This window comes from Clostridium sp. BJN0001 (assembly GCF_022869825.1).
Lineage (GTDB): Bacteria > Bacillota > Clostridia > Clostridiales > Clostridiaceae > Clostridium.
Map to the genome: position 1 here is coordinate 2233285 of NZ_CP094971.1, position 24433 is coordinate 2257717.

General features: G+C 29.0%; 18 protein-coding genes and 1 riboswitch. Of the genes, 1 reads left to right on the forward strand and 17 read right to left on the reverse strand.

The features are described 5' to 3' along the window. Window positions 1-125: 125 nt before the first annotated feature. The 3 genes from MTX53_RS10935 to MTX53_RS10945 are packed head-to-tail and all read right to left on the reverse strand — an operon-like array spanning window position 126 to window position 4599. Complete coding sequence (locus tag MTX53_RS10935; protein ID WP_244833815.1) at window positions 126-1493, reverse strand: SpoVR family protein; 1368 nt, start codon at window positions 1491-1493, stop codon at window positions 126-128. A 4-nt stretch (window positions 1494-1497) separates the two neighbouring features. Continuing rightward, window positions 1498-2670, reverse strand: coding sequence for a YeaH/YhbH family protein (locus MTX53_RS10940; RefSeq protein ID WP_244833816.1), 1173 nt, complete (start codon window positions 2668-2670; stop codon window positions 1498-1500). Between the two features lie 6 nt (window positions 2671-2676). After that, a complete protein-coding gene (locus MTX53_RS10945) occupies window positions 2677-4599 on the reverse strand; it encodes a PrkA family serine protein kinase (protein ID WP_244833817.1) in 1923 nt (640 codons plus the stop codon). Between the two features lie 214 nt (window positions 4600-4813). Here MTX53_RS10945 and MTX53_RS10950 point away from each other — a divergent pair, with 214 nt between their 5' ends. Continuing rightward, complete coding sequence (locus tag MTX53_RS10950; RefSeq protein WP_244833818.1) at window positions 4814-5641, forward strand: pyridoxamine kinase; 828 nt, start codon at window positions 4814-4816, stop codon at window positions 5639-5641. 6 nt (window positions 5642-5647) lie between these two features. On the opposite strand, the gene recQ is transcribed toward MTX53_RS10950, so the two are convergent. From recQ to MTX53_RS11020, 14 genes are all read right to left on the reverse strand, one after another. Continuing rightward, entirely contained in the window at window positions 5648-7408 is a 1761-nt protein-coding gene (gene recQ / locus MTX53_RS10955) for a DNA helicase RecQ (protein ID WP_244833819.1), read from the reverse strand. Between the two features lie 143 nt (window positions 7409-7551). Continuing rightward, window positions 7552-8391 (reverse strand): hydroxyethylthiazole kinase, encoded by an 840-nt coding sequence (gene thiM / locus MTX53_RS10960; RefSeq protein ID WP_244833820.1) that lies wholly within the window; start codon window positions 8389-8391, stop codon window positions 7552-7554. Window positions 8392-8572: 181 nt separating this feature from the next. After that, window positions 8573-10024, reverse strand: a complete 1452-nt coding sequence (hydG, locus tag MTX53_RS10965) for a [FeFe] hydrogenase H-cluster radical SAM maturase HydG (protein WP_244833821.1) — start codon at window positions 10022-10024, stop codon at window positions 8573-8575. 336 nt (window positions 10025-10360) lie between these two features. After that, a complete protein-coding gene (thiC, locus tag MTX53_RS10970) occupies window positions 10361-11686 on the reverse strand; it encodes a phosphomethylpyrimidine synthase ThiC (protein ID WP_244833822.1) in 1326 nt (441 codons plus the stop codon). 19 nt (window positions 11687-11705) lie between these two features. Then, window positions 11706-12521: a bifunctional hydroxymethylpyrimidine kinase/phosphomethylpyrimidine kinase gene (thiD, locus tag MTX53_RS10975; protein ID WP_244833823.1), complete on the reverse strand. Its 816-nt coding sequence runs from the start codon at window positions 12519-12521 to the stop codon at window positions 11706-11708. 20 nt (window positions 12522-12541) lie between these two features. After that, a complete protein-coding gene (gene thiW / locus MTX53_RS10980) occupies window positions 12542-13042 on the reverse strand; it encodes an energy coupling factor transporter S component ThiW (protein ID WP_244833824.1) in 501 nt (166 codons plus the stop codon). A 76-nt stretch (window positions 13043-13118) separates the two neighbouring features. Beyond that, window positions 13119-13230: riboswitch (TPP riboswitch) on the reverse strand. Between the two features lie 122 nt (window positions 13231-13352). After that, window positions 13353-14741, reverse strand: a complete 1389-nt coding sequence (locus MTX53_RS10985) for an MATE family efflux transporter (RefSeq protein WP_244833825.1) — start codon at window positions 14739-14741, stop codon at window positions 13353-13355. A 59-nt stretch (window positions 14742-14800) separates the two neighbouring features. Next, window positions 14801-15643 (reverse strand): MerR family transcriptional regulator, encoded by an 843-nt coding sequence (locus MTX53_RS10990; RefSeq protein ID WP_244833826.1) that lies wholly within the window; start codon window positions 15641-15643, stop codon window positions 14801-14803. A 144-nt stretch (window positions 15644-15787) separates the two neighbouring features. Next, a complete protein-coding gene (gene polC, locus MTX53_RS10995; RefSeq protein WP_244833827.1) occupies window positions 15788-20137 on the reverse strand; it encodes a DNA polymerase III subunit alpha in 4350 nt (1449 codons plus the stop codon). Between the two features lie 150 nt (window positions 20138-20287). Continuing rightward, entirely contained in the window at window positions 20288-21034 is a 747-nt protein-coding gene (locus MTX53_RS11000) for a DUF4405 domain-containing protein (protein WP_244833828.1), read from the reverse strand. Window positions 21035-21090: 56 nt separating this feature from the next. Next, complete coding sequence (locus MTX53_RS11005; protein ID WP_244833829.1) at window positions 21091-21864, reverse strand: HD domain-containing protein; 774 nt, start codon at window positions 21862-21864, stop codon at window positions 21091-21093. A 65-nt stretch (window positions 21865-21929) separates the two neighbouring features. Beyond that, a complete protein-coding gene (locus MTX53_RS11010; protein WP_244833830.1) occupies window positions 21930-22361 on the reverse strand; it encodes a hypothetical protein in 432 nt (143 codons plus the stop codon). Continuing rightward, window positions 22354-22929, reverse strand: coding sequence for a xanthine phosphoribosyltransferase (locus MTX53_RS11015; RefSeq protein WP_244833831.1), 576 nt, complete (start codon window positions 22927-22929; stop codon window positions 22354-22356). The genes MTX53_RS11010 and MTX53_RS11015 overlap by 8 nt, the downstream gene beginning before the upstream one ends. Window positions 22930-22942: 13 nt before the next feature. Next, the gene (locus MTX53_RS11020; RefSeq protein WP_244833832.1) at window positions 22943-24250 is read right to left on the reverse strand and encodes a nucleobase:cation symporter-2 family protein; all 1308 of its coding nucleotides are present in this window, start codon (window positions 24248-24250) and stop codon (window positions 22943-22945) included. Window positions 24251-24433: the final 183 nt, after the last annotated feature.

Sequence of the window (24433 nt, forward strand, 5' to 3'; positions counted from 1 at the left end):
ATTGTTATTCTTATTTTTGCTATATTTTATTAATATTAAACTTTAATTTACATATTTTATATATAGCTGCAAAAAATAACTGCTGCACACGAAGAATTTATCTTGCTCATGCAGCAGTACTAAAATTACTTTATCTCTATATTTTTTTCCTCATCACAAATTAAAGTAACTTCTTCATTATCAGAATTTTTTGTAACAAGCCTTATTTTGTGTCCCCATAATTCCTCTATATACATAAGCGTATGCTTAGCATATGTGATATCAAGGCTCCTCCCATCATATACATTTTCAAGAGTAAGTGTATAATCTTTTTTATTCAAATCAATTACACGTACATATGGGATACTGCCCATTCCTACTGAAAGGCTTAATTTATCCCTTATTTTTTTCCATCCATCTTTATCTGATATCTCATCTATTACCGTGTCAAACGTTCTTATATTGTATTCAAAAAGATTAAGCTTTCTACATAAATCTTCTGTTAAATATCTTCTTAAAAATGATGAATCACGTTCAACTTCCCTTACTTCAAATATTTTTTCTTTTCCATATTTTTTATCTAAATCTTCAAAGATCTTAAATCCAACATAATATGGATTCATTCCTCCGATAAGCGGTGCAATTACATCATTATGCCTTTTTATAAATTCAAGATACAATCCTTGATCTAAATCAAGCTGTTTTAAAATATTATAATGAGTATAACTTGCCCACCCTTCATTCATTATTTTTGTTTCTATCTGAGGAATAAAATATTCAGTTTCTCTTTTAACTATTTTCAAAATTGTTTTTTCCCAATCTCTTAGCTTTCCATATTTTATTATAAATCCCATAACATCATCTTCAGGTTCTATCGGTATCTTTTCGATGTCTGGAAATTCTATTTTATCATTGCTATTTATTAAATTTCTATTTTGAATTTTATTTCTATAGTCATCGATAATATTATTTTTAATTTCTTCACACGAAAGCTTCTTTAAACCTAAAGTCCTATTTATCTGATATCTTATTGCATGTGCAGCATCTAATATTCTTTCTACATTTTCATAGCCTATACTTGGATCATCTATATATTCACGTATTATCTTTGCATCAAGGCTAAACATTTCTAAAGTATAATCTGCGTTTGTTCCTTCTTTAAAAAGTCTATTATTCTTAAAGAAATCATTATGTCCATACACATGTGCCATTGTTAATATCTGAAGAAGAAGTGTATTATCCTTCATCAGATATGCAAGACATGGGTTAGAATTTATAACCATTTCATATGGAAGTCCAGTAAACGATAAAGAATATAAAGTTTTATTCTTTTCATATGCTTTTCCAAAACTCCAGTGAGGATATCTTGATGGCATCCCAACGTATGATTCATATCCTATCATATCATTATAATCCACAATTTCAAATTCCTGCGCATAACAATTGAGTCCATACTGAGTAGCTTTTTTTTCAATTTTTTCGTTCCACATTTCAAAATCTTTTATACTGCTCATTTGCCTAATCCTCCTTCAGTTCCTTTTTTAGCATACTTTTAAGTGCATCCCATAAATCTTTTTTTTCTTTAATTATTACAGGTACAAACTTATCGCTATTTATTTCATCAGCAAATTTATAATACATAGTTGTTGTATAAGTTGAAGGAAGAAGTTCTGCATAACCAAACATATTACTTATATCGCATATCTTTCTAGCAGATTCTATAGCTTTTTCATTATCCTCAGACCAGTTATCTCCATCACTTGCATAAACACTATATACATTCCATGAGCTTACAGGATATTCTTCTTTTATTACTTTAAGAGCTTCTAATATACCACTTGATATATAAGTCCCTCCTGATTCTGATTTGTGAAAAAACTCATACTCATTTACTCTTTTAGCAGTTGTTGTATGATAAATGAATTCAAAAGCTATATTATTATATTTTCTCTTTAAAAATGCCGCTAATACGAAGAAAAATGAACGTGCAAGATATTTTTTTGTAACATCCATAGAACCTGATGCATCCATAATAAATATCATAACTGCATTGCTCTCTCTTTTAGGTTTTAATTTTACTCTGTAATATCTTAAATCATCTTCTTTAAACGGAAATCTCTCAATATCATTATCTTTTCCTGTTTCTTTTAATGCCCTTTTTTTACTCTGCTTTCTTGCAATCTTACTCATTACAGTCTTCTTTTTAGCAAGTCTTGGTCTTATTCCATGTCTTTGATAGCCTTTTCTTCTTCCACAGTTTTCTGTAAAAATTTCAGAATACTTCTTTTTATCAAGATTAGGGAGGTCAAGATCTTCTGAAATATAATCCATAAGCTCCTCTAAGGTAATCTCTGTTTCATATACATCATCGCCTTCAGAGTTTCCAGCACCTTTTTGACCACTCTGCCCATTTTTTTTGCCATCTCCAACTTTTTGCCCACGCTTCTCGTCTCCAACACCAGTTGCAATTCCATTAGAATTTTTTCCGTATATAAACTGATATTCTTTTATTCCTTTAATAGGTATCTTAAACTTTTTATTTTTACTCTCACCAACTATACTCTCTTCTGATAATATATCACCAAGATTTTCTTTAATTGATTTTTCAACAAGTTGCCTATGCCTTCTTCTATCTTCTATCGATCTGTCATGATAAATTTTATTATGTGTGTAATCTCTAAATACTGCCATACGAAATTAATCCCGCCATAAATTATTTGCAGCATATTTTAACACAACATCACAGCAGTGTGAGCAGTAACCATTTTTCACCATCTCATCAACCATAGAATTGTATTTTTCAGTCTGCTCTTTATTTCTTACTTTAGATTTTGTTATTATTCTTGACAGATCTTTTACAGAAGCAATAAGTTTCTTTTCAATAGCTTCTTTTAAAGGTTCATATGATTCGTAATCTATACTCTCACCTTTTCTTACAATATAGAACATATAAGAGGTTACATCTGATCTGAATCCCTTAGCTGATGCATCATATACTCCTATCTGCTCTTCTATATTCCTCATAAATTCTTCATCTGGATTTAATTCTTCACCAGTTTGTGTATCTTTTATCTTTGATCTATTTACAAATGCTTCAGCATTATCTATATAATTATTAAATAAACTTTCAGCTTGTTCTCTATAAGAATGGATAAATGCCTTTGAAATTTCTTTTTCAAGAATTTTATTGTATTCTTTTCTTATAGTATCTTGAATAAATCCAAGATATTTTTTCTTTTCATCTTGAGCTATATCAAGCTCTTTTACAGATTTTATTATGCTTTCCATTATTGATAATGGATTTATGCAGTCATATTGAGATTCTGAAAGTGCATTATCTATAGCTTTTATGATAAATCTTGTACTTATGCCTTTCATTCCTTCATACTGTCCTGCTTCTTCACGAAGTTCTAAAATATCTATTTTCTTAGTAGTACCTTTCTCAACAATTTCTTCTCCATTATATATTTTAAGTTTAGTCATAGGATCAGCTTTTACAGATGGAGAAAGTCTTGAAAGTATAGCAAACATTGCAGCTATCTCTATTGTATGCGGTGCAATATGCGCTTTAAAATCACTCTTTTTTAGAATTTTTTTATAAATTTTAACCTCTTCATCAAGTTCTAAGCAGTATGGAACTTCAATCTTTACTATTCTATCTAAAATAGCTTCATTTGTATGATCTGACTTGAATTTTTTCCACTCAGCTTCATTAGAATGTGCAACTATTACTCCATCAAAATAAATCATTGAACCTTTTCCTGGAGATGGAATTGATTTTTCCTGTGTTGCAGTTATTATTGTATGAAGATACTCAACATCATTTTTAAAAACTTCAATAAATTCAACAAGCCCTCTATTTCCAACATTAAAAGCACCATTTAATGAAAATATTCTTGGATCATCTTCAGAATACATATCCATTTTTGATATATCAATTGATCCTGTTAAAATAGAAGTATCTTGATTGTTAGGATCAACAGGAGGGACTACACCTACACCTTTTCTAGATCTTATTGAGAAATCACTTTTTCTAACTTGAAAGTCTTCATAAATCCCGTTGTATTCATGCATAAGCCTATATCTACACACAGGACATAAATCACCTTCAATTTGAACATTAAGAAGTTTTTCAAATTTAGGTCTTAAATGCTTTGGAATAAGGTGAAGTGGTTCCTCGTGCATAGGACATCCTTTAAGCTCGTAAACTGGTTCACAATCTTCAAGAGCATTTTTTAATGTTTCAACAATAGATGATTTTCCAGCTCCAACAGGCCCTACAAGATATAACACCTGCCTTGCTTCTTCACCTTTCATTGCTGCCGACTTAAAATAATTTACAAGTTTCATAATAACTTTATCTATTCCAAAAAAATCATCTTTAAAAAAATTATATTTTCTAATTACTTCATTTCCATATATCTTTCTTATTCTTGGATTATCACTACCTTTAAATTCCTGCATTCCTTTGCTCATTATAATATCATACATTCTCTTATGCGCTAATTTAGCAACTTCAGGATTCTTCTTTACAATATCTAGATAATCTAAAAAAGTCCCTTGGAACTTTTCATTGTTTTTAAGTTCTCTGTCATTTTGTATAAACTCTTTAAAATTCATAAAATCCTCACCCCTTTTAGTACAATATATTCACTAAAAAGGTGACAGTATTCCTAATTTTTAAATCTTTTATAATAAACATATTTTTAATGATGAAATAAGCGTATCATAAAAGTTAAGTTGACTCATATTCTTCTTTAATTCTATAATCTTGTGCCTTATGTAAAATTATAATGATATAATATATTTATATTAAAAAAAAAGGTGATAATTTATGAACACACAAAAGCAAAAAAAAATAGCACTTATAAATGACATAACTGGTTTTGGCAGATGCTCATGTGCCGTAGCACTTCCTATAATATCAGCGATGAAGATAGAATGTTGTCTTCTTCCAACTGCAATTTTATCTGCAAATACTGCATATCCATCATTTTATTTTAATGATTATACTGATCATATGACTAATTATATAAATAATTGGAAAGAATTAAACTTGTCATTTGATGGAATATATACAGGATTTTTAGGATCTGAAAAACAGATTAGTATCGTAAAAGATTTTATAAAATATTTTAAGACTAAAAATACTAAAGTAATTGTAGATCCAGTAATGGGAGATAACGGAGAATTATATAGCACATATAATAAAGAAATGTGTATTAATATGAGAGAACTTGTAAAAATGGCAGACGTAATAACTCCAAATCTTACAGAAGTATGTACTCTTCTTGATGTAGATTACAAGGAAAATTTTATAGAAGAAGAAATTCATATTTTAGCAGAAAAGCTTACAAATCTTGGACCTTCTGTCGTAATAATTACAGGAGTAGAATCTAATAATAAAATATCTAATTATATATATGAAAAGAATAAAAACTTTTCTAAAGTGACTATTAACAAAAAATATAATAGCAGATGTGGTACTGGTGATGCTTTTGCATCTATTATATCAGCTGATATTCTTAATAAAACACCACTAAAAGAAAGTGTAAAAAAAGCATCTGACTTTATATCAAAATGCCTTGAATACACTTCATTAACAAATACACCTCAAAACGAAGGCATATGCTTTGAACAATATCTAACTGAGCTTTACTAAAAAGCATCAGTCAGATATTATTTTAAGTATTTCATCACCATATGATTTTATCTTTTTTTCTCCAACTCCCCTTATATTTAAAAGCTCATCCTGAGTTTTTGGACATAAATTAGAAATATCTATAAGCGTTGTATCTGAAAAAATAATATATGGTTTTATTTTTTGACTATAAGCTTTTTCTTTTCTCCATAATTTAAGTTTCATAAATAAATCCTTATTTAAAATATTCTGCTCTTTTTCAAATATTTTAAATACTGCTTTTTCTTTTCCCTTTAAAAGAGAATATGAACGTTTATTAAGCTTGAGCATAGAATATGTGCCTTCTTTTAAATCAACAAATCCATCCTTTAAAAGATTCTTTATAAGATCTTTTATAAATGACGTACTATACTCTTTCATAAGTCCGTACGTTGTAATTTCAAACAGCCTGTTTTGAATAATTTTAGGTCCTTTAAAGCCTTTTAAAATGTCACATAATATTGAAATACCATATTTTTCTCTAGTTCTAAAAACAGTCGATAAAATAATCTGACTTTCTTTGCTAAAATCTTTAAGCTCTGTATCTTTAAGACAATTGCCGCAATTCATACAATATGTAAGTTTATATTTATTTCCAAAATAATTTAATATAAAGTTTCTATAACACTCTTTAAACTTGCAGTAATCTATCATACTTTGAAATTTTTTAAGTGCTATTTCTCGTCTATTAATTGACGAACTCTTATTTATTATGTATTCAATCCGTGGAATATCATTTTCAGAATAAAAAAGATAACAGCTGCATTTTTCACCGTCTCGTCCGCCTCTTCCTATTTCCTGATAATAGCTTTCTATGTTCTTAGGAATCGTAAAATGAACAATAAATCTTATATTTGACTTATCAATTCCCATTCCAAAAGCATTTGTAGCTATCATTACATTCTTTTTATCATATAAAAATGATTCCTGATAAGAGTCCTTTTCTTCATCAGAAAGACCTCCATGATATTTTAATACGCTATATGATAATTCATTTAAATATTTATAAAGCTCATCAACTTCACGTCTTGACGCACAATAAATTATTCCAGATTCATCTTCATGTTCTGATATTATGCTTTTAACATCTTCAAGTTTATATGGTTCTATAAATACATTTAAATATAAATTTTCTCTATTTATGTTTCCTAAAAATACATATGGATTTTTAAGTTCTAAAAGATTTACTAAATCTCTTCTTACTTCATCTGTAGCTGTAGCTGTAAATGCAGAAATAACGGGCCTTTTTTTTAAGCTTTTAACAAAACCTGCTATCTTTAAATAACTCCTTCTAAAATCATGTCCCCATTGTGATACGCAATGTGCTTCATCTACTGCAACCTGATTTACATCTAATAAGCGTATCTTATCTTTAAAGTTTTCAGATGAAAGCCTCTCTGGTGCAATATATAATATTTTTATTTTCCTATTTTTTATATTATCTAGTATATTATCTATTTCTGATAATTTCTTAGTACTATTTATAAATTCAGCTTTTATTCCAATATCGTTTAAATTATCAACTTGATCTTTCATAAGCGATATAAGAGGTGATATTACAATTGTAATTCCACTAAAAAGTATTGCAGGAATTTGAAAACAGAGAGATTTTCCTGCTCCTGTAGGCATAAGAGAAAAGGTATCTTTATTATTTAATATATTTTTTATTACTTCAAGCTGACCTTCTCTAAACGTATCAAAGCCATAATATTTTTTTAATACATAAAAAACCTTTTTCTCATCAAACATTTTATGATTCCTTTCTAAAAATATATTTTAATTATTAACAATAATATATAATTTATTCTTAGAAGTCTTAACTATAACAAAATAGCCGCTAAATTACCAGTAAATACTACTAATTTGGCAGCTATAATAAGATAGACAAACTTTTAATTTTCTGGTGTTTCTATTTTTCCTCTTCTTTTAAGCATCATTGAAGTCATATTACTTACAGCATCAATAATTCCTATATGAAAATTACCTGTTCCTTTTTTTCCGTTCTTTTCAATTGAAATTTCTCCTGCAATGCTCATTGTAAGTATTCCTGCAACAGCAGCAGAAAATAAATCATCATAAGCTGCTCCTGCATATGCACCTATAAGTGCAGTTGTCATGCATCCACTTCCTGTAACTTTTGAAAGCATCTTTGTTCCATTACTTAATATAACTGTTTTATCTCCATCTGAAATAACATCATATACACCTGTAATTGCAACTATACATTCTAAATTTTTAGCAAGATTATATACAATAGTTTCAGATTCCTTACTTTCTGAATTTAGATCACTTTCTCCTGCATCTACCCCTTTTGTATATGATTTTAAACCACTTATAAATTTAATTTCAGAAATATTTCCTCTAATAATACTTACTTTAACATTATCAAGGATTGCCTTTACTGTTGAGTTTCTAAAATTTGATGCTCCAGCTCCTACAGGATCAAGAATTATAGGAATATTTAATTCATTAGCTTTTTTTCCTGCAATAAGCATAGATTCAACTGTACGTTCATTTAATGTACCTATATTTATTACAAGCGCTGATGATATAGAAACTATATCTGATACTTCTCTTAAATCATCTGCCATAATAGGTGATGCCCCGATTGCTAGAAGTATGTTGGCGCAGTCATTGACTGTAACATAATTAGTTATATTATGAATAAGAGGGTTTTTTTCTCTTACATTATCTAATAAATCTGCAGCCTTTTTTATTGTAGAATTTACCATATATTTACCACTCTTTCTATTTTTCTCATATTATATTTAAATTATATCATATTTTATCTACATTATATTATAATTTTACAATTTAGTCTTTATTTTTTCATTTTTAGCACACATATAATAAAGGACAAATAATGAAAAAGAAAAACTTTCTCATTATCTGTCCTTTGTCTTTAGTTATTTATTAAAATCTTAAATCTCTTTCTCCATCTTCAAGTCTTTTTAAGTTCTTCAAAATTTCATCATATTTAGGTTCTCCCTTAAAAATTTCAAGATGTTTCTTTAATGTTTCAAGTCCTATCTTCTTAGTTTCATCTGACGCATAATCCATGAGATATTCTTTTAAAGTAAATATAGCGTTTGGTATGCAGAAATTATGAACAAATTTTGATTTTGCAACTTTCATAAATTCTTCACCAGTTCTTCCAGCTCTATAACAGGCTGTACAAAAAGAAGGTATTGCTCCCATATCGCATATTTCTTTTACAACATCATCAAGTGAACGCGAATCTTCTATAGTAAATTGTTCTTTATCAGGAAGTGAATTGGCTTTCTTAGACTTAGCATATGCACCAACACCTATTCTTGTTCCTGCATCTATCTGAGATACACCAAGAGGAAGAACTTGTTTTCTAACCTCGTCAGACTCTCTTGCAGTACAAATAAGACCTGTATATGGTATTGAAAGACGAAGAATAGCTATAATCTTCTTAAAATCTTCATCATTCACCTTATATTCAGGATGATTTGAATATGGTGTATCTGTTGCAGGTGTAATTCTTGGGAAGGATATAGTATGAGGTCCTACCCCATTAAATTTCTCTTCAAGATGAATTGTGTGATATAAAAGCCCCATTATTTCAAAACGCCAGTCATAAAGTCCAAAAAGAACTCCAAGACCATTATCATCTACACCAGCTTCTTGAGCTCTATCCATTGCATATAATCTCCATCTATAGTTACCTTTTATTGTACCCTGTGGATGCATCTTCTTATATGTATCATGATGATAAGTTTCCTGAAATACTTGAAATGTTCCAATTCCAACTTTTTTCAATAACTTTAATTCATCTACTGTAAGAGGTGCTGCATTTATATTAGCTCTTCTTATCTCACCATGTTCTGTTTTTACACTGTAGACTTTTTTTACTGTATCTGCCATAAATTCTGCCTCAGTATTTGGAGATTCTCCATATACAAGTACAGTTCTTTTTTGTCCTTCTTCAATCATGATTTTAACTTCTTCTTCTATTTCGTCCATAGTTAAAGTTTTTCTCTTCATTGCAGTATTACTGCTTCTAAATCCACAATATTTACAATTATTAGCACATTCATCGCTTATATATAGTGGTGCAAAGAATACTATTCTATCACCATATACTTCTTCTTTAAGCTTATGAGCTAAAGAGTACATCTCTTCTATTGTTTCCTTATCATTGTTTTGGACAAGAATAGCAACTTCATCAGGTTCAAGTCTTATACACTTTTCAGCTTTTTTTAAAACTCTCCTTACGTCTTCTTTAGATGGATTCTTATGGGCATTAATTTTTGACCATATCAAATCATCATCAATAAAATCATGATCCATTCTGTCATACTTTTCAAATTCTTTCTCGTACTTTTCTAAAAAATTCATTTTATTCTCTCCATTCAATTTTATTTGTATCAAACAAAGTAAAACCTGAATTTCAAAGAACAAGAAGTAATATATTTAGTTTTATATTTTCCTTCTCGCTCGGAAACTCCCTTGCGGTCAGACAATTATTTATACACTACTATTATAATGTCAAAAAAACTTTCTAGTCAATTGCAAAAAAGCTTTAGCAAATGAAAAATAAGGTAGGTCTTTTTAAGCTTATGCAAAAGACAAAGAGCTTTCGCCTGAAGCGAAAGCTCATAAATTCAACGTTTCTGCGCCAAAGCAGAAACTTCCAAATTTGTCCTTTGTCCTATGTCATTTGTCCTTTGGTATTTATTTATTTTCAGTTTCTTCCTTAAGAAGTTCAACTTTTTCTCCATTTAATATTCTGTTTGTTGTTCTAACAGCACACATCTTTCCACACATTGAACAGCTGTGTCTATCTTCTGGAGGAATGCTTTCAAAATATTTCTTTGCTTTTTCAGGATCAATTGCACACTTAAAAATTTCATCCCAATCAAGTTTATTTCTTGCATCTGCCATTTTATTGTCCATATCACGTGAACCTTTTATTCCGTTTGCCATATCAGCTGCATGAGCTGCTATTTTAGCTGCTATTATTCCTTCTTTTACATCATTTTCATCTGGAAGTTTTAAATGTTCTGCTGGAGTAACATAACATAAGAAGTTAGCTCCATTCATTGCAGCTATAGCTCCACCTATTGATGATGTTATATGATCATATCCTGGTGCAATATCAGTAACTATAGGTCCTAATACATAAAATGGTGCTCCATGGCATAATCTCTTCTCAATTTGCATATTTGCAGCAATTTCGTTCATTGCCATATGTCCTGGTCCTTCAATCATAACCTGAACGTTTTTATCCCATGCTCTTTTTGCAAGTTTTCCAAGTTCTATAAGTTCTTCAATTTGTCCTGCATCTGTAGAATCATCAAGACATCCAGGTCTCATAGCATCTCCTAAACTAATAGTTACATCATATTCATGAAGAATATCTAAAAGTTCATCATAATGTTCATAGAATGGATTTTCATTTCCAGTCATCTTCATCCATGCAAAAAGAAGTGAACCTCCACGTGATACTATATTCATTTTTCTCTTTGTTTCCATAAATGAATCTACAGTTCTTCTTGTTATTCCTGCATGAATTGTAACAAAATCTACTCCTTCTTTAGCATGTGCACGAACTACGTCTAAGAAATCTTCTGCTTTAATATCTAAAAGATCTTTTTCAAGATATCCTATTGCATCATACATAGGAACTGTTCCTATCATTGCTGGAGAATAATCTATAAGTTTTTTTCTAAATGTTGAAGTCTTACCATAGTTACTTAAATCCATTATTGCTTCAGCACCATATTTTGTAGCAAGTTTAGCTTTATTCATTTCCTGAGTGTAATCTATACAATCTCCTGAAATTCCAAGATTAACATTTATTTTAACTTTAAGGCCATCACCAACACCTGCAGGATCTAATGATTTATGGTTAACATTAGCAGGAATTGCAACTTTTCCTTCTGAAACAAGCTTTCTTAATTTTTCTTCTTTCATGTTTTCTTTTTTAGCAACAATTTTCATCTCTGGTGTAACAATACCCATCTTAGCTGCTTCAATTTGTGTTTTATATTTATTCATTATGTTTTCCTCCTAAAAATTACTTATCAAATATTTCTATTCCAGCTTTTTTATATAATTCGTAAAAATGATTCGTTGGACCTACCCCATGTCCAAGGTTAATACTATGTTTAATTGCTATTGTAATATATCTTTTTGCTTCTTTTACTGCATCTGAAATGCTCATTCCTTTTGCTAAATTTGAAGCTATCGCAGAAGAAAGAGTACATCCTGTACCATGTGTATTCTTTGTATGTATTCTATCCTGCTTAAAAACTGAAAATTCATTTCCATCATATAAAATATCTATAGCTTCACCATCTAAATGTCCACCTTTAACAAGAACTGCTTTTGGCCCAAAATTAATAAGTCTTTTAGCAGCCTCTTTCATTTGACTTACATTAGATATCTTTATCTTAAGAATTTCTTCAGCTTCAGGAATATTAGGTGTAATAAGATATGCTAAAGGAAAAAGTTTCTTAACTAAAATATCTTCTGCATCTTTTGAAAGCAGATTAAAACCATTTTTAGATATCATAACAGGATCTAAAACTACAGGTGGAAGATTTTTTATACTTAAAAGAGTCTCTGTTATAGCTTCTATAGACTCTTTTTTAGAAACCATTCCTATTTTTACTGCATCAACACGTATATCATCAAATACAGCTTTTATCTGCATTTTTATCATTTCAGGTGAAATATCTTCAATAGACTTAACCCCCATTGTATTTTGTGCCGTTATTGCCGTTATTGCGCTCATTGCAAATACTCCATTTGCAGAAAACGTCTTTAAATCAGCCTGTATTCCTGCTCCACCAGAGCTGTCTGAACCAGCTATAGTAAGTGCCCTTAACATAAAAAATCCATCCTTTCGTTTTATCTAGAATGTGATGCTAATGTTTTTCCTATAATAGGAAGCTTTACAAACATATAAGCAATTACTGCTCCTGCACTACAACTTAATGTAAATGGAATTACATAAGCAAATAATGCTGCCTGCTTTCCCATAAGAAAGGCTGCAACAGGATAAGCAACTACTCCACCAATAAGTCCTGTTCCTATTATTTCACCCACAACTGCTGATAATGGCTTCTTTATTTTTTTGTATAATATTCCTGCAAGAAGGCTTCCTATCATACTTCCAGGATATGCAAGAAGGCTTCCTGTTCCAAGCATATTTCTTATTGTTGCTGCTACAAAACCATTTATGCATGCATATAAAGGTCCTAATGTAATTGCACCAACTACATTAACAAAATGTTGCACTGGAGAAATCTTAGCAGCACCTATAGGAATTGAAAAAGTTCCAAATACTACTGCTAGTGCAATAAGTATTCCACTTATCGCAAGTTTCTGTGTTTGAGGTTTTTCATACACTATTTTTTTACCTCCCTATAAATCTATTTGTCTTTTGAATAAATAAAAAATGCAGTCCAAAATAGGACCGCATTAAAATCATACTATAATACTTCCCTACATTGGTACTAACCACATCAGGTTTAAAGGGTCCAGGAAATTTTCTTTCCAATCTCAGCCAAAAAGCATTAGCTCCCCTAGTTTCATTTTTTTATTATCTCTAGTTAATACAATATACCATTCTACTAAAAAGGTCAAGATTTGTTTAATTTAGATATTAATATACTTAATAAGTATAACTTTCTGTTCATAATAGATAATTAATTATATTTTAACAATCTTTCATTATCTGTAACTTCTCTATGTTCTTTATCTCATAAAACATAACTATAAATGCTGCAATAAATGAACAGATTTCAGAAATCGGGCCTGCGTATAAAACTCCATAAACTTCAAAATATTGCGGAAGTATAAGTAATAGTGGAATTATAAAGATAAATTGCTTAGAGATTGTAAGAATAATTGCTTTATAAGGCTTCCCAATTGATTGAAGAAATATAGATGATGTAAGTTCAAAACCGTTCAATATATACATACATAAATATATTTTCATAGCTTTTACTGCAAAATTATTAAAAAGATAATCACTTTGACCAAATAATCTAACTATTGCATAAGGAAAAAATCTAAAAAATATAAAACCTATTATTGCAACTACTGTTGTAATTTTAACAAGACAAATAAATGTATCTTTAACACGTCTATAATTTTTAGCTCCGTAATTATATCCTGCAATAGGCTGTCCCCCTGCTGCTATACCTATAATTATTGCCATAAAAATTTCATTTACCTTCATAACTATAGCCATGGCAGAAAGGCAAACTTCACTTCCATATATAGATTGTGCTCCATATAATGCAAGCATATTATTGCTTACTATTATAATAATTCCAACACAAATCTGAGTTATTAAATCTGATATTCCAATTAATGAAATTCTTGATATTATTTTTGCACTCATTTTAAAAACTTTTTGAGTAAGATTAATATTTTTAAATTTTCTTAAATAACTAAGTGCAATACATCCTGATAAAATTTCACCTACAGCTGTTGCTATTGCAGCTCCTTTTATCCCCATATTAAATCCAAATATAAATATTATATCCAAAATAAGATTAATAAATGCTCCACTTAAAACAGCACCCATTGAATATTTAGGATCTCCATCTGCACGAATTATCGCACTCAAACCACATGCACAAATAAGAAATGTAAGTCCAGGGAGTGAGTAAAAAAGATATTCTTTTGCAAGAGTATAATTGGTATCTGTTGCTCCAAAAATATTTAAAAGCTGAGGCATAAAAAGATATCCACAAAGTGTAAATAATATTCCACATAAAACTAACATAGCTATTGAATTATGAACAACTTTAATAGCACCTTCTATGTCTTTCTCTCCAAGCTTCATGCTGTAAAGTGCTGCTCCTCCATCTCCAAACATAAGTCCAAATCCAATTGCAATAACTGATATAGGGAAAGCAATATTTGTCGCTGCATTGCCTATAAAACCAACTCCGTTTGCTATAAATATTTGGTCTACTATTCCATAAAGTGAATCAGCAAGTAATGCAATTACACATGGAATTGAAAATTTCATAATTAATTTAATTAATCTTTCGTTTTCAAAAATATTCTTTGATCCTTTTGTACATTCTGACATAAATAACCACCTCTTTCAATTTAACAATTGAAAGAATACACCCTCCAGTTAATGGAGAGTCAAGGCTTTTTTCTTATTGGAATTAAAAGTTCTGTAATATAATTATTTTCATCAGCTGTACTCACTATATCAACAAGATAATTATCCACAGCAGGTCCACAAATTTCGTATCCATTTTCCTTTATATACTCATTCATTTTTCTATATGAATTTATCATTGTATCATATTTTCCATAATGAATCATAGATGCAGCTTTAAATCCTCCAAATTTTCTTACCTTTCCTGGTATTTCTTTATTCATAGAAATCGGAGCACATACTTCAATATCAAAAAGTGATGAATTCTTTTCAAAACTTATGCAATTATCATAATAAACTGCCATAACATTTTTATTCATATGAAAATTATTTCTTTTTATAAGCGAATGAAGACGGCAGTACCTTACAACAAAATCATCAGAATTTACTTCTCCCATTTCTCTATAATAAGCTACAAAACATTCTGGTATATCTTTTATAACAATTTTCTCATTCTTTTCTATATTCTCATGTTCTTTGTAAGTTATATCACTACAAAACTGAAGCTTTTGTCTTACTATTAAAAGATCTGATATCTTATCATCAATTTCTCTGCATTTTTCATCTATCTTTTTTCTGTTATAATCTAAATTATCTCTTTTTAACAGGCGTTTTATTTCTTTTAGTGAAAAACCCGCATCCTTAAAGTATCTTATTACACTTATAAGAGTAAACTCTTTTACTGTATAATATCTATATCCACTTTGCTCATCAATTTTGGCAGGTTTTAAAATATCTACCTCATCGTAATATCTTAAAGTTTTTATAGGTACATTACATATTTTAGATGCTTCCCCTATTCTGTAATATTTTCTTTCATTCATTTTTTCACCCCTTATAATACAAAAAGAACTGTCTTATTTAAAATAAAGATTAGATTTTTACATTATAAATTAGCAAAAAACATTATAATACTTTATTTTATACGACAGCCCTTTTATTAAAATTAATATGTTTAATAATAAAGTCTAGTTTTTCATCATATCAAAAAAACTTACCTGATCACTTTCAGTAAGACCATTTAAGCATCCAAATTTTCTAAGAAGTTCTGTAGCTGCTGTTCCTATTTTTGCACGTTTTTTCAAATTGTCAACAGAACTTATAGGAACCTCTTCATGAACAGTTTTAGAAATATCTTCTGCTGCAACATTTCCCATTCCTGAAATACTATTTATTGGAGGTCTTATCCCCTCATCTTCAACTTTAAATTTAGTTGAATCAGATTTATATAAATCAATTGGTAAAAACTTAAATCCTCTCTCATACATCTCAAGTACAATTTCAAGATCATCATACATATCCTTATCTTTAGGAGCTGCATCATTTCCTTGAGCTATAATTTCTTTCATCTTTTCTTTTACTTTATCTTTTCCAAAAATCATAAATTCTGCATCAAAAGCTTTTGCTCTTATACTAAAATATGCAGCATAATATGCTTTAGGTATATGAACCTTAAACCATGCAATTCTAAATGCCATCATTACATATGCAGCAGCATGTGCTTTAGGGAACATATATTTAATCTTTTTGCAGGATTCTATATACCACTCTGGTACATCATGACTTCTCATTAAATCTTCATATTCTTTCCATTTTTCAGGATCTTTAAGTGCTTTACCTTTACGAACAGTTTCCATTATCTTAAATGAAGTATTCTTAGGAAGACCTTTCTTTATAAGATAAACCATTATATCATCTCTACAACAGACTGCATCACTTATGGTTGTTATTATTCCAGAATCAATAAGATCTTTAGCATTACCAAGCCATACATCAGTACCATGTGAAAGACCTGATATACATAAAAGATCTGTAAACGTCTTTGGCGTTGTATCTACAAGCATTCCTCTTACAAACTTAGTACCAAATTCAGGTATTCCAAATGTACCAACTTTTGAATTGATCTGCTCAGGAGTTACTTTAAGTGCCTCTGTGGAATAAAAAAGAGACATAGTTTCCTTATCATCAAGAGGTATCTTATGTGGATTTATTCCTGTAATATCTTGAAGCATTCTTATTACTGTCGGATCATCATGACCTAATATATCAAGTTTTAAAAGGTTCTGATCTATTGAGTGATAATCAAAATGTGTTGTTATTATATCAGAATCTGGATCATCCGCTGGATGCTGCACAGGACAGAATTCATATATTTCTCTTCCTTTTGGAACAACTATAATTCCACCTGGATGCTGTCCTGTAGTTCTTTTAATTCCAGTACATCCTTTTGATATTCTTGTTATCTCTGCTTTACTTACATTAACATTTTTATCATCAAAATATTTTTTTACATATCCAAATGCAGTCTTATCCGCTACAGTTCCTATTGTACCTGCTTTAAATGTAGTTCCTTTTCCGAATATTACTTCTGTATATTTATGGGCTTTTGCCTGATATTCACCTGAGAAGTTTAAATCAATATCTGGTTCTTTATCTCCATTAAATCCAAGGAATGTTTCAAACGGAATATCCATTCCATCTTTATCAAGTTTTTCTCCACAAACAGGACATGTCTTATCTGGAAGATCAAATCCATTTTTCACTCCATAATCAGAGAAGTCTGAATACTTACACTTATGACACCTATAATGTGGAGCAAGCGCATTAACCTCTGTAATTCCAGTCATATATGCTACAACTGAAGAACCAACAGATCCTCTTGATCCAACAAGATATCCATCTGAATTTGATTTCCATACAAGTTTCTGCGCTATTATATACATAACTGAGAAACCATTTTTTATTATTGATTCAAGTTCCTTTTCAAGCCTATCTTCAACAATCTTTGGAAGAGGATCACCATATAATTCATGAGCTCTTTTATATGCAATATCTTTTATTGTTTTTTCACATCCATCTATATGAGGTGGACATTTCTCTGGTGAAATAGGACTTATTCTCTCACACATATCAGAAATCTTATTTGTATTTGTAACTACTACTTCATAAGCTTTTTCTTCTCCTAAATAAGAAAATTCATCAAGCATTTCCTCTGTAGTTCTTAGATATAAAGGTGCCTGAGAATCTGCATCCTTAAAGCCCTGCCCAGCTTCTAATATACGCCTGTATATTTCATCTTGAGGATCCATAAAATGCACATCTCCAGTTGCTACTACAAGTTTATTTAATTTTTCTCCAAGACTTATAATCTTTCTATTTATATCTTTTAAATACTCTTTATCAGGTGCCTGACCATTTCTTATAAGATAATCATCATTTCCTAAAGGCTGAATCTCAAGATAATCATAATCTCTTGCTATTTTTTCTATCTCTTCATCAGGTTTTCCAAGAAGTATTGCTTGATATAATTCACCTTCACTACATGCACTTCCAAGGATAAGACCTTCTGAATATTTTTTATAAAGACTCTTTAATATACGTGGTTTTTTATAAAAATAATCAAGATGTGAAAATGATACAAGTTTATAGAGATTTTTAAGCCCAACATAGTTTTTAGCTAGTATTATTGCATGATACGTTCTTCTTTTTTTATATTCATATTTTTTAGATTCCTCATCTAGTGCCAAATCTTCTATATCACTTAAATTTTCTACGCCTCTTTTTTTAAGCATATCAAGCATAAGTTTAAATACTTTTACTGTTGTATCAACATCATCAAGAGCTCTATGTGCCACTTCAACTTTTATTCCAAGTTTTTTAGCGATTCTTCCAAGCTTAAATGTCTTAAAATCAGGAAATAAATCCTGTGCTAAAGATAATGTATCTAGGTAAGTATAATCAAAATCATATCCTAATTTTTTCGCATTATATTTTAAAAATCCTATATCAAATTCTGCATTATGCGCAACAAGAACAGTTCCATCTATAAATTTAAGCATCTGTGGAAATACCTTATCTATGCTATCTGCATCTCTTACCATATCATCTGTTATATTAGTAACTTCAACTACTCTTTGAGGTATAGGCTTTCCTGGATTTACAAATTTACTAAAGCTATCTATTACTTTTCCATCTTTAATTTTCATTATTCCTATTTCAGTTATATTTTCAATTTTAGGTGAAAAACCTGTTGTTTCAAGGTCAAGTACACAGTAAACAGTATCAAGTTTCTGACCTTTTATATTACATACAGATGGTTTTCTCTCTGGCGCAAGATATGCCTCTACTCCATAAATTATTTTCATTTTAGGATTATCTCTACCTAAAAGTTTATGTGCTTCAGGAAAAGCCTGAACTACTCCATGATCTGTAATAGCAATAGATTTCATTCCCCACTTCATAGCTTTCTTTATTAAATCTGTTGCACTTGTCATTGCATCCATCTGACTCATTTTAGTATGCATATGAAGCTCTACTCTCTTAACTTCTGCATTATCTTCTCTAACTTTTCTCTTTATTCCTTCAGTTTCTACTACTACATTTCCTATTATTTCAACTTCATTCGTAAATTTACTAAATCCTGCATTTCCAAAAATTCTTATTCCCTCTGCCTTTTTAAGTCTTGATAAGACCTCTTGAGACTGTTCAGGCTTTAAAAATGATTTACATGTTATTGAACTTGAGCCATCATATATATCATATGAGACTAGAATTTTTCCGCTTCTAAGTTCCTTATCTTCGATATTGGATATTTCTCCCTGTATTGAAACTTTACCTTCATCTTCAGTAATATCAGCTATCTTCATAACTTTTTCTTTAATATTAGAACTTCTTCCTAAAATCAATGACGGATCGGAATTTTTCTTTGACTCTTGAGAAACATTCATTTCATTTCTCTGACTCTTATTTTTTATAACTTTTTTAACATTTTCAGTTGATTTAATTTCTTTTTCAATTTCAATAATTTTTTCTCTATTTCTGCTTTCATTAATTTTGATAAGCTCTTCAGCATCTATATTATCTATAAATTCAACAGTATAACTAACACCATAAATGTTTTTTAAAACTTTTTGAATCTTTCTATCATAATTAAGCCTTTTTAACATTGCAGATAAAATCATCTTAAATCTTAAATAAATTTTATAATCTTCTATATCTATACTGCAATTATCAACTGCAGTTTTTAAAAGAGGATGATTTTCAGAAAGATATGATAATATTTCCATAAAATCTTCTTCTGTAAGTTTTTTTGTAACTCCATCTAAATATTCTATCTCTATCTTAGACTCATTAAGCATAAATCTTTCTTTTATGAAATTATTGAGATCACCTATTTCATAAGGTTGTATAAATTTATTTGATTTAACTTTTATAATTAGAACATTACTTTTCTTTTTTAAAGTAACACCTTGAACAAGTGCTGATGATATATTTTCACCCGAATTATAATCACTAAAAACTTCATTAATTTTTTTCATCTTTACAACCTTTCTTAAAATAATAATTTAACATTTTTATAACTGATATTATATCATTATTCTCATTAAAAAAGAAAGCTCCCTATAACTACTGGAAACTTTCTTTTTGTTATACAAATACTATTAAAACTATAAAAATCTAATATATTTTCATGATTTTATAATTTTAAAAATTTTTTCTACAAAAACTGTAATTAATGCAAACAAACATGCAATAGACATATATGTGGCAGCTACATTTCCTGCTGTTAAAATATTTACTTCCTGATCTTTATGCTGTCCACTACCCATTCCTGAACCCTTTTGTATATTATTATGAATATCTATATTTCCTGCCGTAATTTTTGTAATTGGTGTATTTATCCAATTTGAAAAATTAGATGCATAAGCACTATATGATCCAAAAACAGCTATAAAAATAACAAATATAATAATTAAAATTTTTCGTAACTTTTTTGGTACATTTACAATTTTTAAAAACATTCCTTTTATAAAAGAATAATGAAGTCCTATGTGAATTCCTAAAAGAATAAGGGCAAAAGCAGCTACTGACGTATGACCTATTTTCCATATCATATTGTTAGATGATATATTAGTTAAAATTGTCTTAGAAATAAAAATTCCACTTAATACTATAAATATAGCTGCTATAAAAAGCAGAATATCTATAAGATAGCACAATTTTGTTTTAAACTTGATTGTTTTAGAAAATAATTTTTTAGTTATAGATGCAACCCACTTTGCATTTAACAAAACGTGTATTATAAATATAAAAAGTAAAACAATTCCAAAAACTTCATGAAACTTCATAGATATAGTCCGTTTATTGTACATTATCATAAATGATATAAACATAATAATATCAAGTATTATTTTAACAAAATTTTTATTTTTCATAATTTTACCCTCCTATACGTATCTATAAAATATTTTAATATTTATTATCACTAAAACTATCTAAGACTTTCATCAATATATTTATTAACTTCTTCTCTTATCTTTTTTAATTTTATATTAGTATTCTCATTTAATGATTTAAAATTCATTAGCTTTTCAAGGTCTCCATTTTCTTTTACAATTTTAATACTTGATTTATAATTTAGTCCAAATATAAATGATATATGACCTACTATATTATCAACTGGTGTTTTTTTTAATTTTCTTAAAACTGTTTCCCTATTCATTAAATTATCTAATACTTCTAAGCTAATATCAGATTCATATAGCTTTTTAGATGAAACATCATATAAATCCTCAAATGGTACAATTGTATTTACCTTTAATATATCTATTTTATCCGCATCTCTTAAAATATTTGCAAAACATTCTTCTTTTTTTCCTAATTCACTTGGCAGTTTATACTTATTATGATATCTTATCGCATTTTCAATAAGATTATAATTCTTATTATTAGTTAAAAACCTTTTTATCATACCATCTTTAAATAAAATATCTGCTCCAAGTTCTGCATGATCTATAGATTTTGAATCATTAAATGTATTATATCTTTTTATCTGCTCAAATCTTCCTATATCATGTAAAATTCCAAGAAGCCATGAAAGAGTTATCTCATCTTCTTTTAATGAAAGATTTTTAGCTATACGCTCACAATAATCTGCTACTCTATATGTGTGATCTACTTTTAATTTTATTTTAATGTTTTTTATATCATAATTTTTAACATAATTATCAAATTCAGTTTTTACTTTTTTTTTAAATTCTATCATAATATCTGCCACCATCTTATATAATAATTTTAATATATCTATAATTGATAAACAATATAATTTTTTTATTCATCTATAATATTTTTTGTAAACTTTGAAGCTATAAAAATCCAAGTTAAAAGTTTTGCAGTAATTACAATTGATAAAATATAAAGAATTTTTTGATATTTAAAAAATGAGGAAATTATAATACATAAACATTCTAAATATAAAAATATTGAATATATTTTTGAACTTACTTTTTCTTTTAAAAGGATATTTTTTTCATTTTCATCATATTCATCAGTTTCGTCCAATCTATTTATTTTTTTAGAAATTTTCAAAATGAATAAATGAAAAATACTGCATATAAATCCTGCAAAAAATAATCCTCTTGATATGTTTACAATTTTATTAGGTATATGTATGAATATGTTTAAAACTGCAATTATTACTCCTAAAGTTAAAATAGCAAAACTATATAAAAGATTTCTTTTTTCAATACTTTTTTTATTCATTAACAAATTCAATTATCCCTTTATCGAGTTTTGATATTCTTGCAAGTGAATAAACATTATATCCTTTTTTATCTAAAAATTCACGTCCTGGCTGAAATGATTTTTCAATTACTATTCCAATTCCTTTAACCTTTGCTCCTGCTTCTTCAACTAATCTTGCAGCGCCTCGTGCAGCCTCTCCATTAGCTAAGAAATCATCAATTATAAGTATATTATCATCCTTTGATATGTACTTTTTAGAAAGTGTAAGTTCATAATCACTGTTTTTAGTAAAAGAATGTACTGTTGTCTGATAAACATCTCCATTTAAAATTTTTGATGTTTGTTTTTTTAATGTAACCATAGGAAGACCCATAAGATATGCTGTCATTACTGTTGGTGCAATACCAGAACTTTCTATTGTAAATATTTTTGTTATATTATGATTTTCGAAATATTTTTTAAATTCTTCACCCATTTCATACATTAATTTTGGATCAACTTGATGATTTAAAAATGAGTCTACTTTTAATACTTCTTTTGAAAGTGCATTACCTTCTTTTAATATTCGCTTTTCTAAAGCTTTCATATTATTACATCTCCTATTTTTCTTTTAATATTAAATTTAATAAAAGTGCAGCTATTGTTCCTGTTGAAATTCCTGAAGAAAAAATCATTTTTATGCCTTCTGGAAAAGAACTCAATATTTCTGGTCTGAATGTAACTCCAAGTCCTAGTCCTATTGATGTTGCAATTATAAGTAAATTTCTATTACTAATTTTTACGCTGCTTAAAGTTTGAATTCCGGCTGCTGCAACAGTACCAAACATTACGATGCCTACTCCTCCAAGTACAGGGCTTGGCATAACATTTATTATTGCACTAAACTTAGGGAAAAAGCCAAGTAAAATAAGAATTATACCTGCCATTACAGCTACTTTTCTACTTGCTACTTTTGTAAGTGGAATTACACCTACATTTTGACTAAATGATGTATTGGGGAATGTACCAAGACATCCTGCAATCATACTTCCAACTCCATCTGCAAGTACACCTTTTCCAATAATATCATCATTATCTTTAACTTTAGAAACCTGGCATACAGCTTTAAGACATCCTACTGTTTCTATAGTAGTTACTAAATATGCAGGAATAAATGGAACTACATTCTTTAAACTAAAGTCAACTCCATATCCGAAAATCTTAGGATATGAAAACCAAGATGCTGAAAATACAGTTGAGAAATCAACTTTTCCAATAGGTATACATATAATATACCCAACAACCATACCTATAAGTATTGATGCTGTACTTGTTATTCCTTTTGCATAATGATTTAACAAAAGTGTAAATATCATTACTCCAAGTGCTATTGATATATTAAGTATACTTCCATAATCAGAAGCTCCGCTTCCACCTGCTGCCCAATCAACTGAAACAGGAAGAAGAGTAAGACCTATAAGACATACTACTGTACCTGTTACAAGTGGAGGAAATAGTTTCATTAATGGTTTAATAAAAAAGCTTAATATTATTTCAATAAATGACCCAAGTATTGTCGCTCCAATTATTCCAGGAAGTCCAGCTACGCTTCCTACTGCAATGCTTGGTGAGACAAATGTAAAATCTGTTCCCATTATACATGCAACTCTTGAACCAATCCTTCCTATTCCTCTTGATTGTATAAATGTTGCAACTCCTGCTGCAAGAATAGTTGTACTCATAAGTGCTGTTGATGTTGCTGCATCAAATTTTAATACACTGCATATAACAAGCGGTACAACTATAATACCTCCAAATGCAGCAAATATATGTTGAATACCCAAAAGTATCTGCATATATAGTGATGGTGTATCATCAATTCCATAAATAAGTCCAATTTCATTCTGATGATTATTTTTCTTTTCCAACGCATTTATCCTCTCTGCTATTTTTTATTATAATAATATTCGTATAATGCAATTAAAAAAAGCATCTCTAATAAAATAGAAGTGCTACCTATGGAAACTACTATGCTAATATATACTTATATCATAGATTGCTATTATATAAGTATATAAAAACTCTTCAAACCATCAAATTGAAAATCATAC

What these genes read in the sequence shown, in the direction of transcription:
- MTX53_RS10935 (WP_244833815.1), bottom strand. Translation starts at nt 1,493, where the DNA reads ATGAGCAGTATAAAAGATTTTGAAATGTGGAACGAAAAAATTGAAAAA.
- MTX53_RS10940 (WP_244833816.1), bottom strand. Translation starts at nt 2,670, where the DNA reads ATGGCAGTATTTAGAGATTACACACATAATAAAATTTATCATGACAGA.
- MTX53_RS10945 (WP_244833817.1), bottom strand. Translation starts at nt 4,599, where the DNA reads ATGAATTTTAAAGAGTTTATACAAAATGACAGAGAACTTAAAAACAAT.
- MTX53_RS10950 (WP_244833818.1), top strand. Translation starts at nt 4,814, where the DNA reads ATGAACACACAAAAGCAAAAAAAAATAGCACTTATAAATGACATAACT.
- recQ (WP_244833819.1), bottom strand. Translation starts at nt 7,408, where the DNA reads ATGTTTGATGAGAAAAAGGTTTTTTATGTATTAAAAAAATATTATGGC.
- thiM (WP_244833820.1), bottom strand. Translation starts at nt 8,391, where the DNA reads ATGGTAAATTCTACAATAAAAAAGGCTGCAGATTTATTAGATAATGTA.
- hydG (WP_244833821.1), bottom strand. Translation starts at nt 10,024, where the DNA reads ATGAATTTTTTAGAAAAGTACGAGAAAGAATTTGAAAAGTATGACAGA.
- thiC (WP_244833822.1), bottom strand. Translation starts at nt 11,686, where the DNA reads ATGAATAAATATAAAACACAAATTGAAGCAGCTAAGATGGGTATTGTT.
- thiD (WP_244833823.1), bottom strand. Translation starts at nt 12,521, where the DNA reads ATGTTAAGGGCACTTACTATAGCTGGTTCAGACAGCTCTGGTGGAGCA.
- MTX53_RS10985 (WP_244833825.1), bottom strand. Translation starts at nt 14,741, where the DNA reads ATGTCAGAATGTACAAAAGGATCAAAGAATATTTTTGAAAACGAAAGA.
- MTX53_RS10990 (WP_244833826.1), bottom strand. Translation starts at nt 15,643, where the DNA reads ATGAATGAAAGAAAATATTACAGAATAGGGGAAGCATCTAAAATATGT.
- polC (WP_244833827.1), bottom strand. Translation starts at nt 20,137, where the DNA reads ATGAAAAAAATTAATGAAGTTTTTAGTGATTATAATTCGGGTGAAAAT.
- MTX53_RS11000 (WP_244833828.1), bottom strand. Translation starts at nt 21,034, where the DNA reads ATGAAAAATAAAAATTTTGTTAAAATAATACTTGATATTATTATGTTT.
- MTX53_RS11005 (WP_244833829.1), bottom strand. Translation starts at nt 21,864, where the DNA reads ATGATAGAATTTAAAAAAAAAGTAAAAACTGAATTTGATAATTATGTT.
- MTX53_RS11010 (WP_244833830.1), bottom strand. Translation starts at nt 22,361, where the DNA reads ATGAATAAAAAAAGTATTGAAAAAAGAAATCTTTTATATAGTTTTGCT.
- MTX53_RS11015 (WP_244833831.1), bottom strand. Translation starts at nt 22,929, where the DNA reads ATGAAAGCTTTAGAAAAGCGAATATTAAAAGAAGGTAATGCACTTTCA.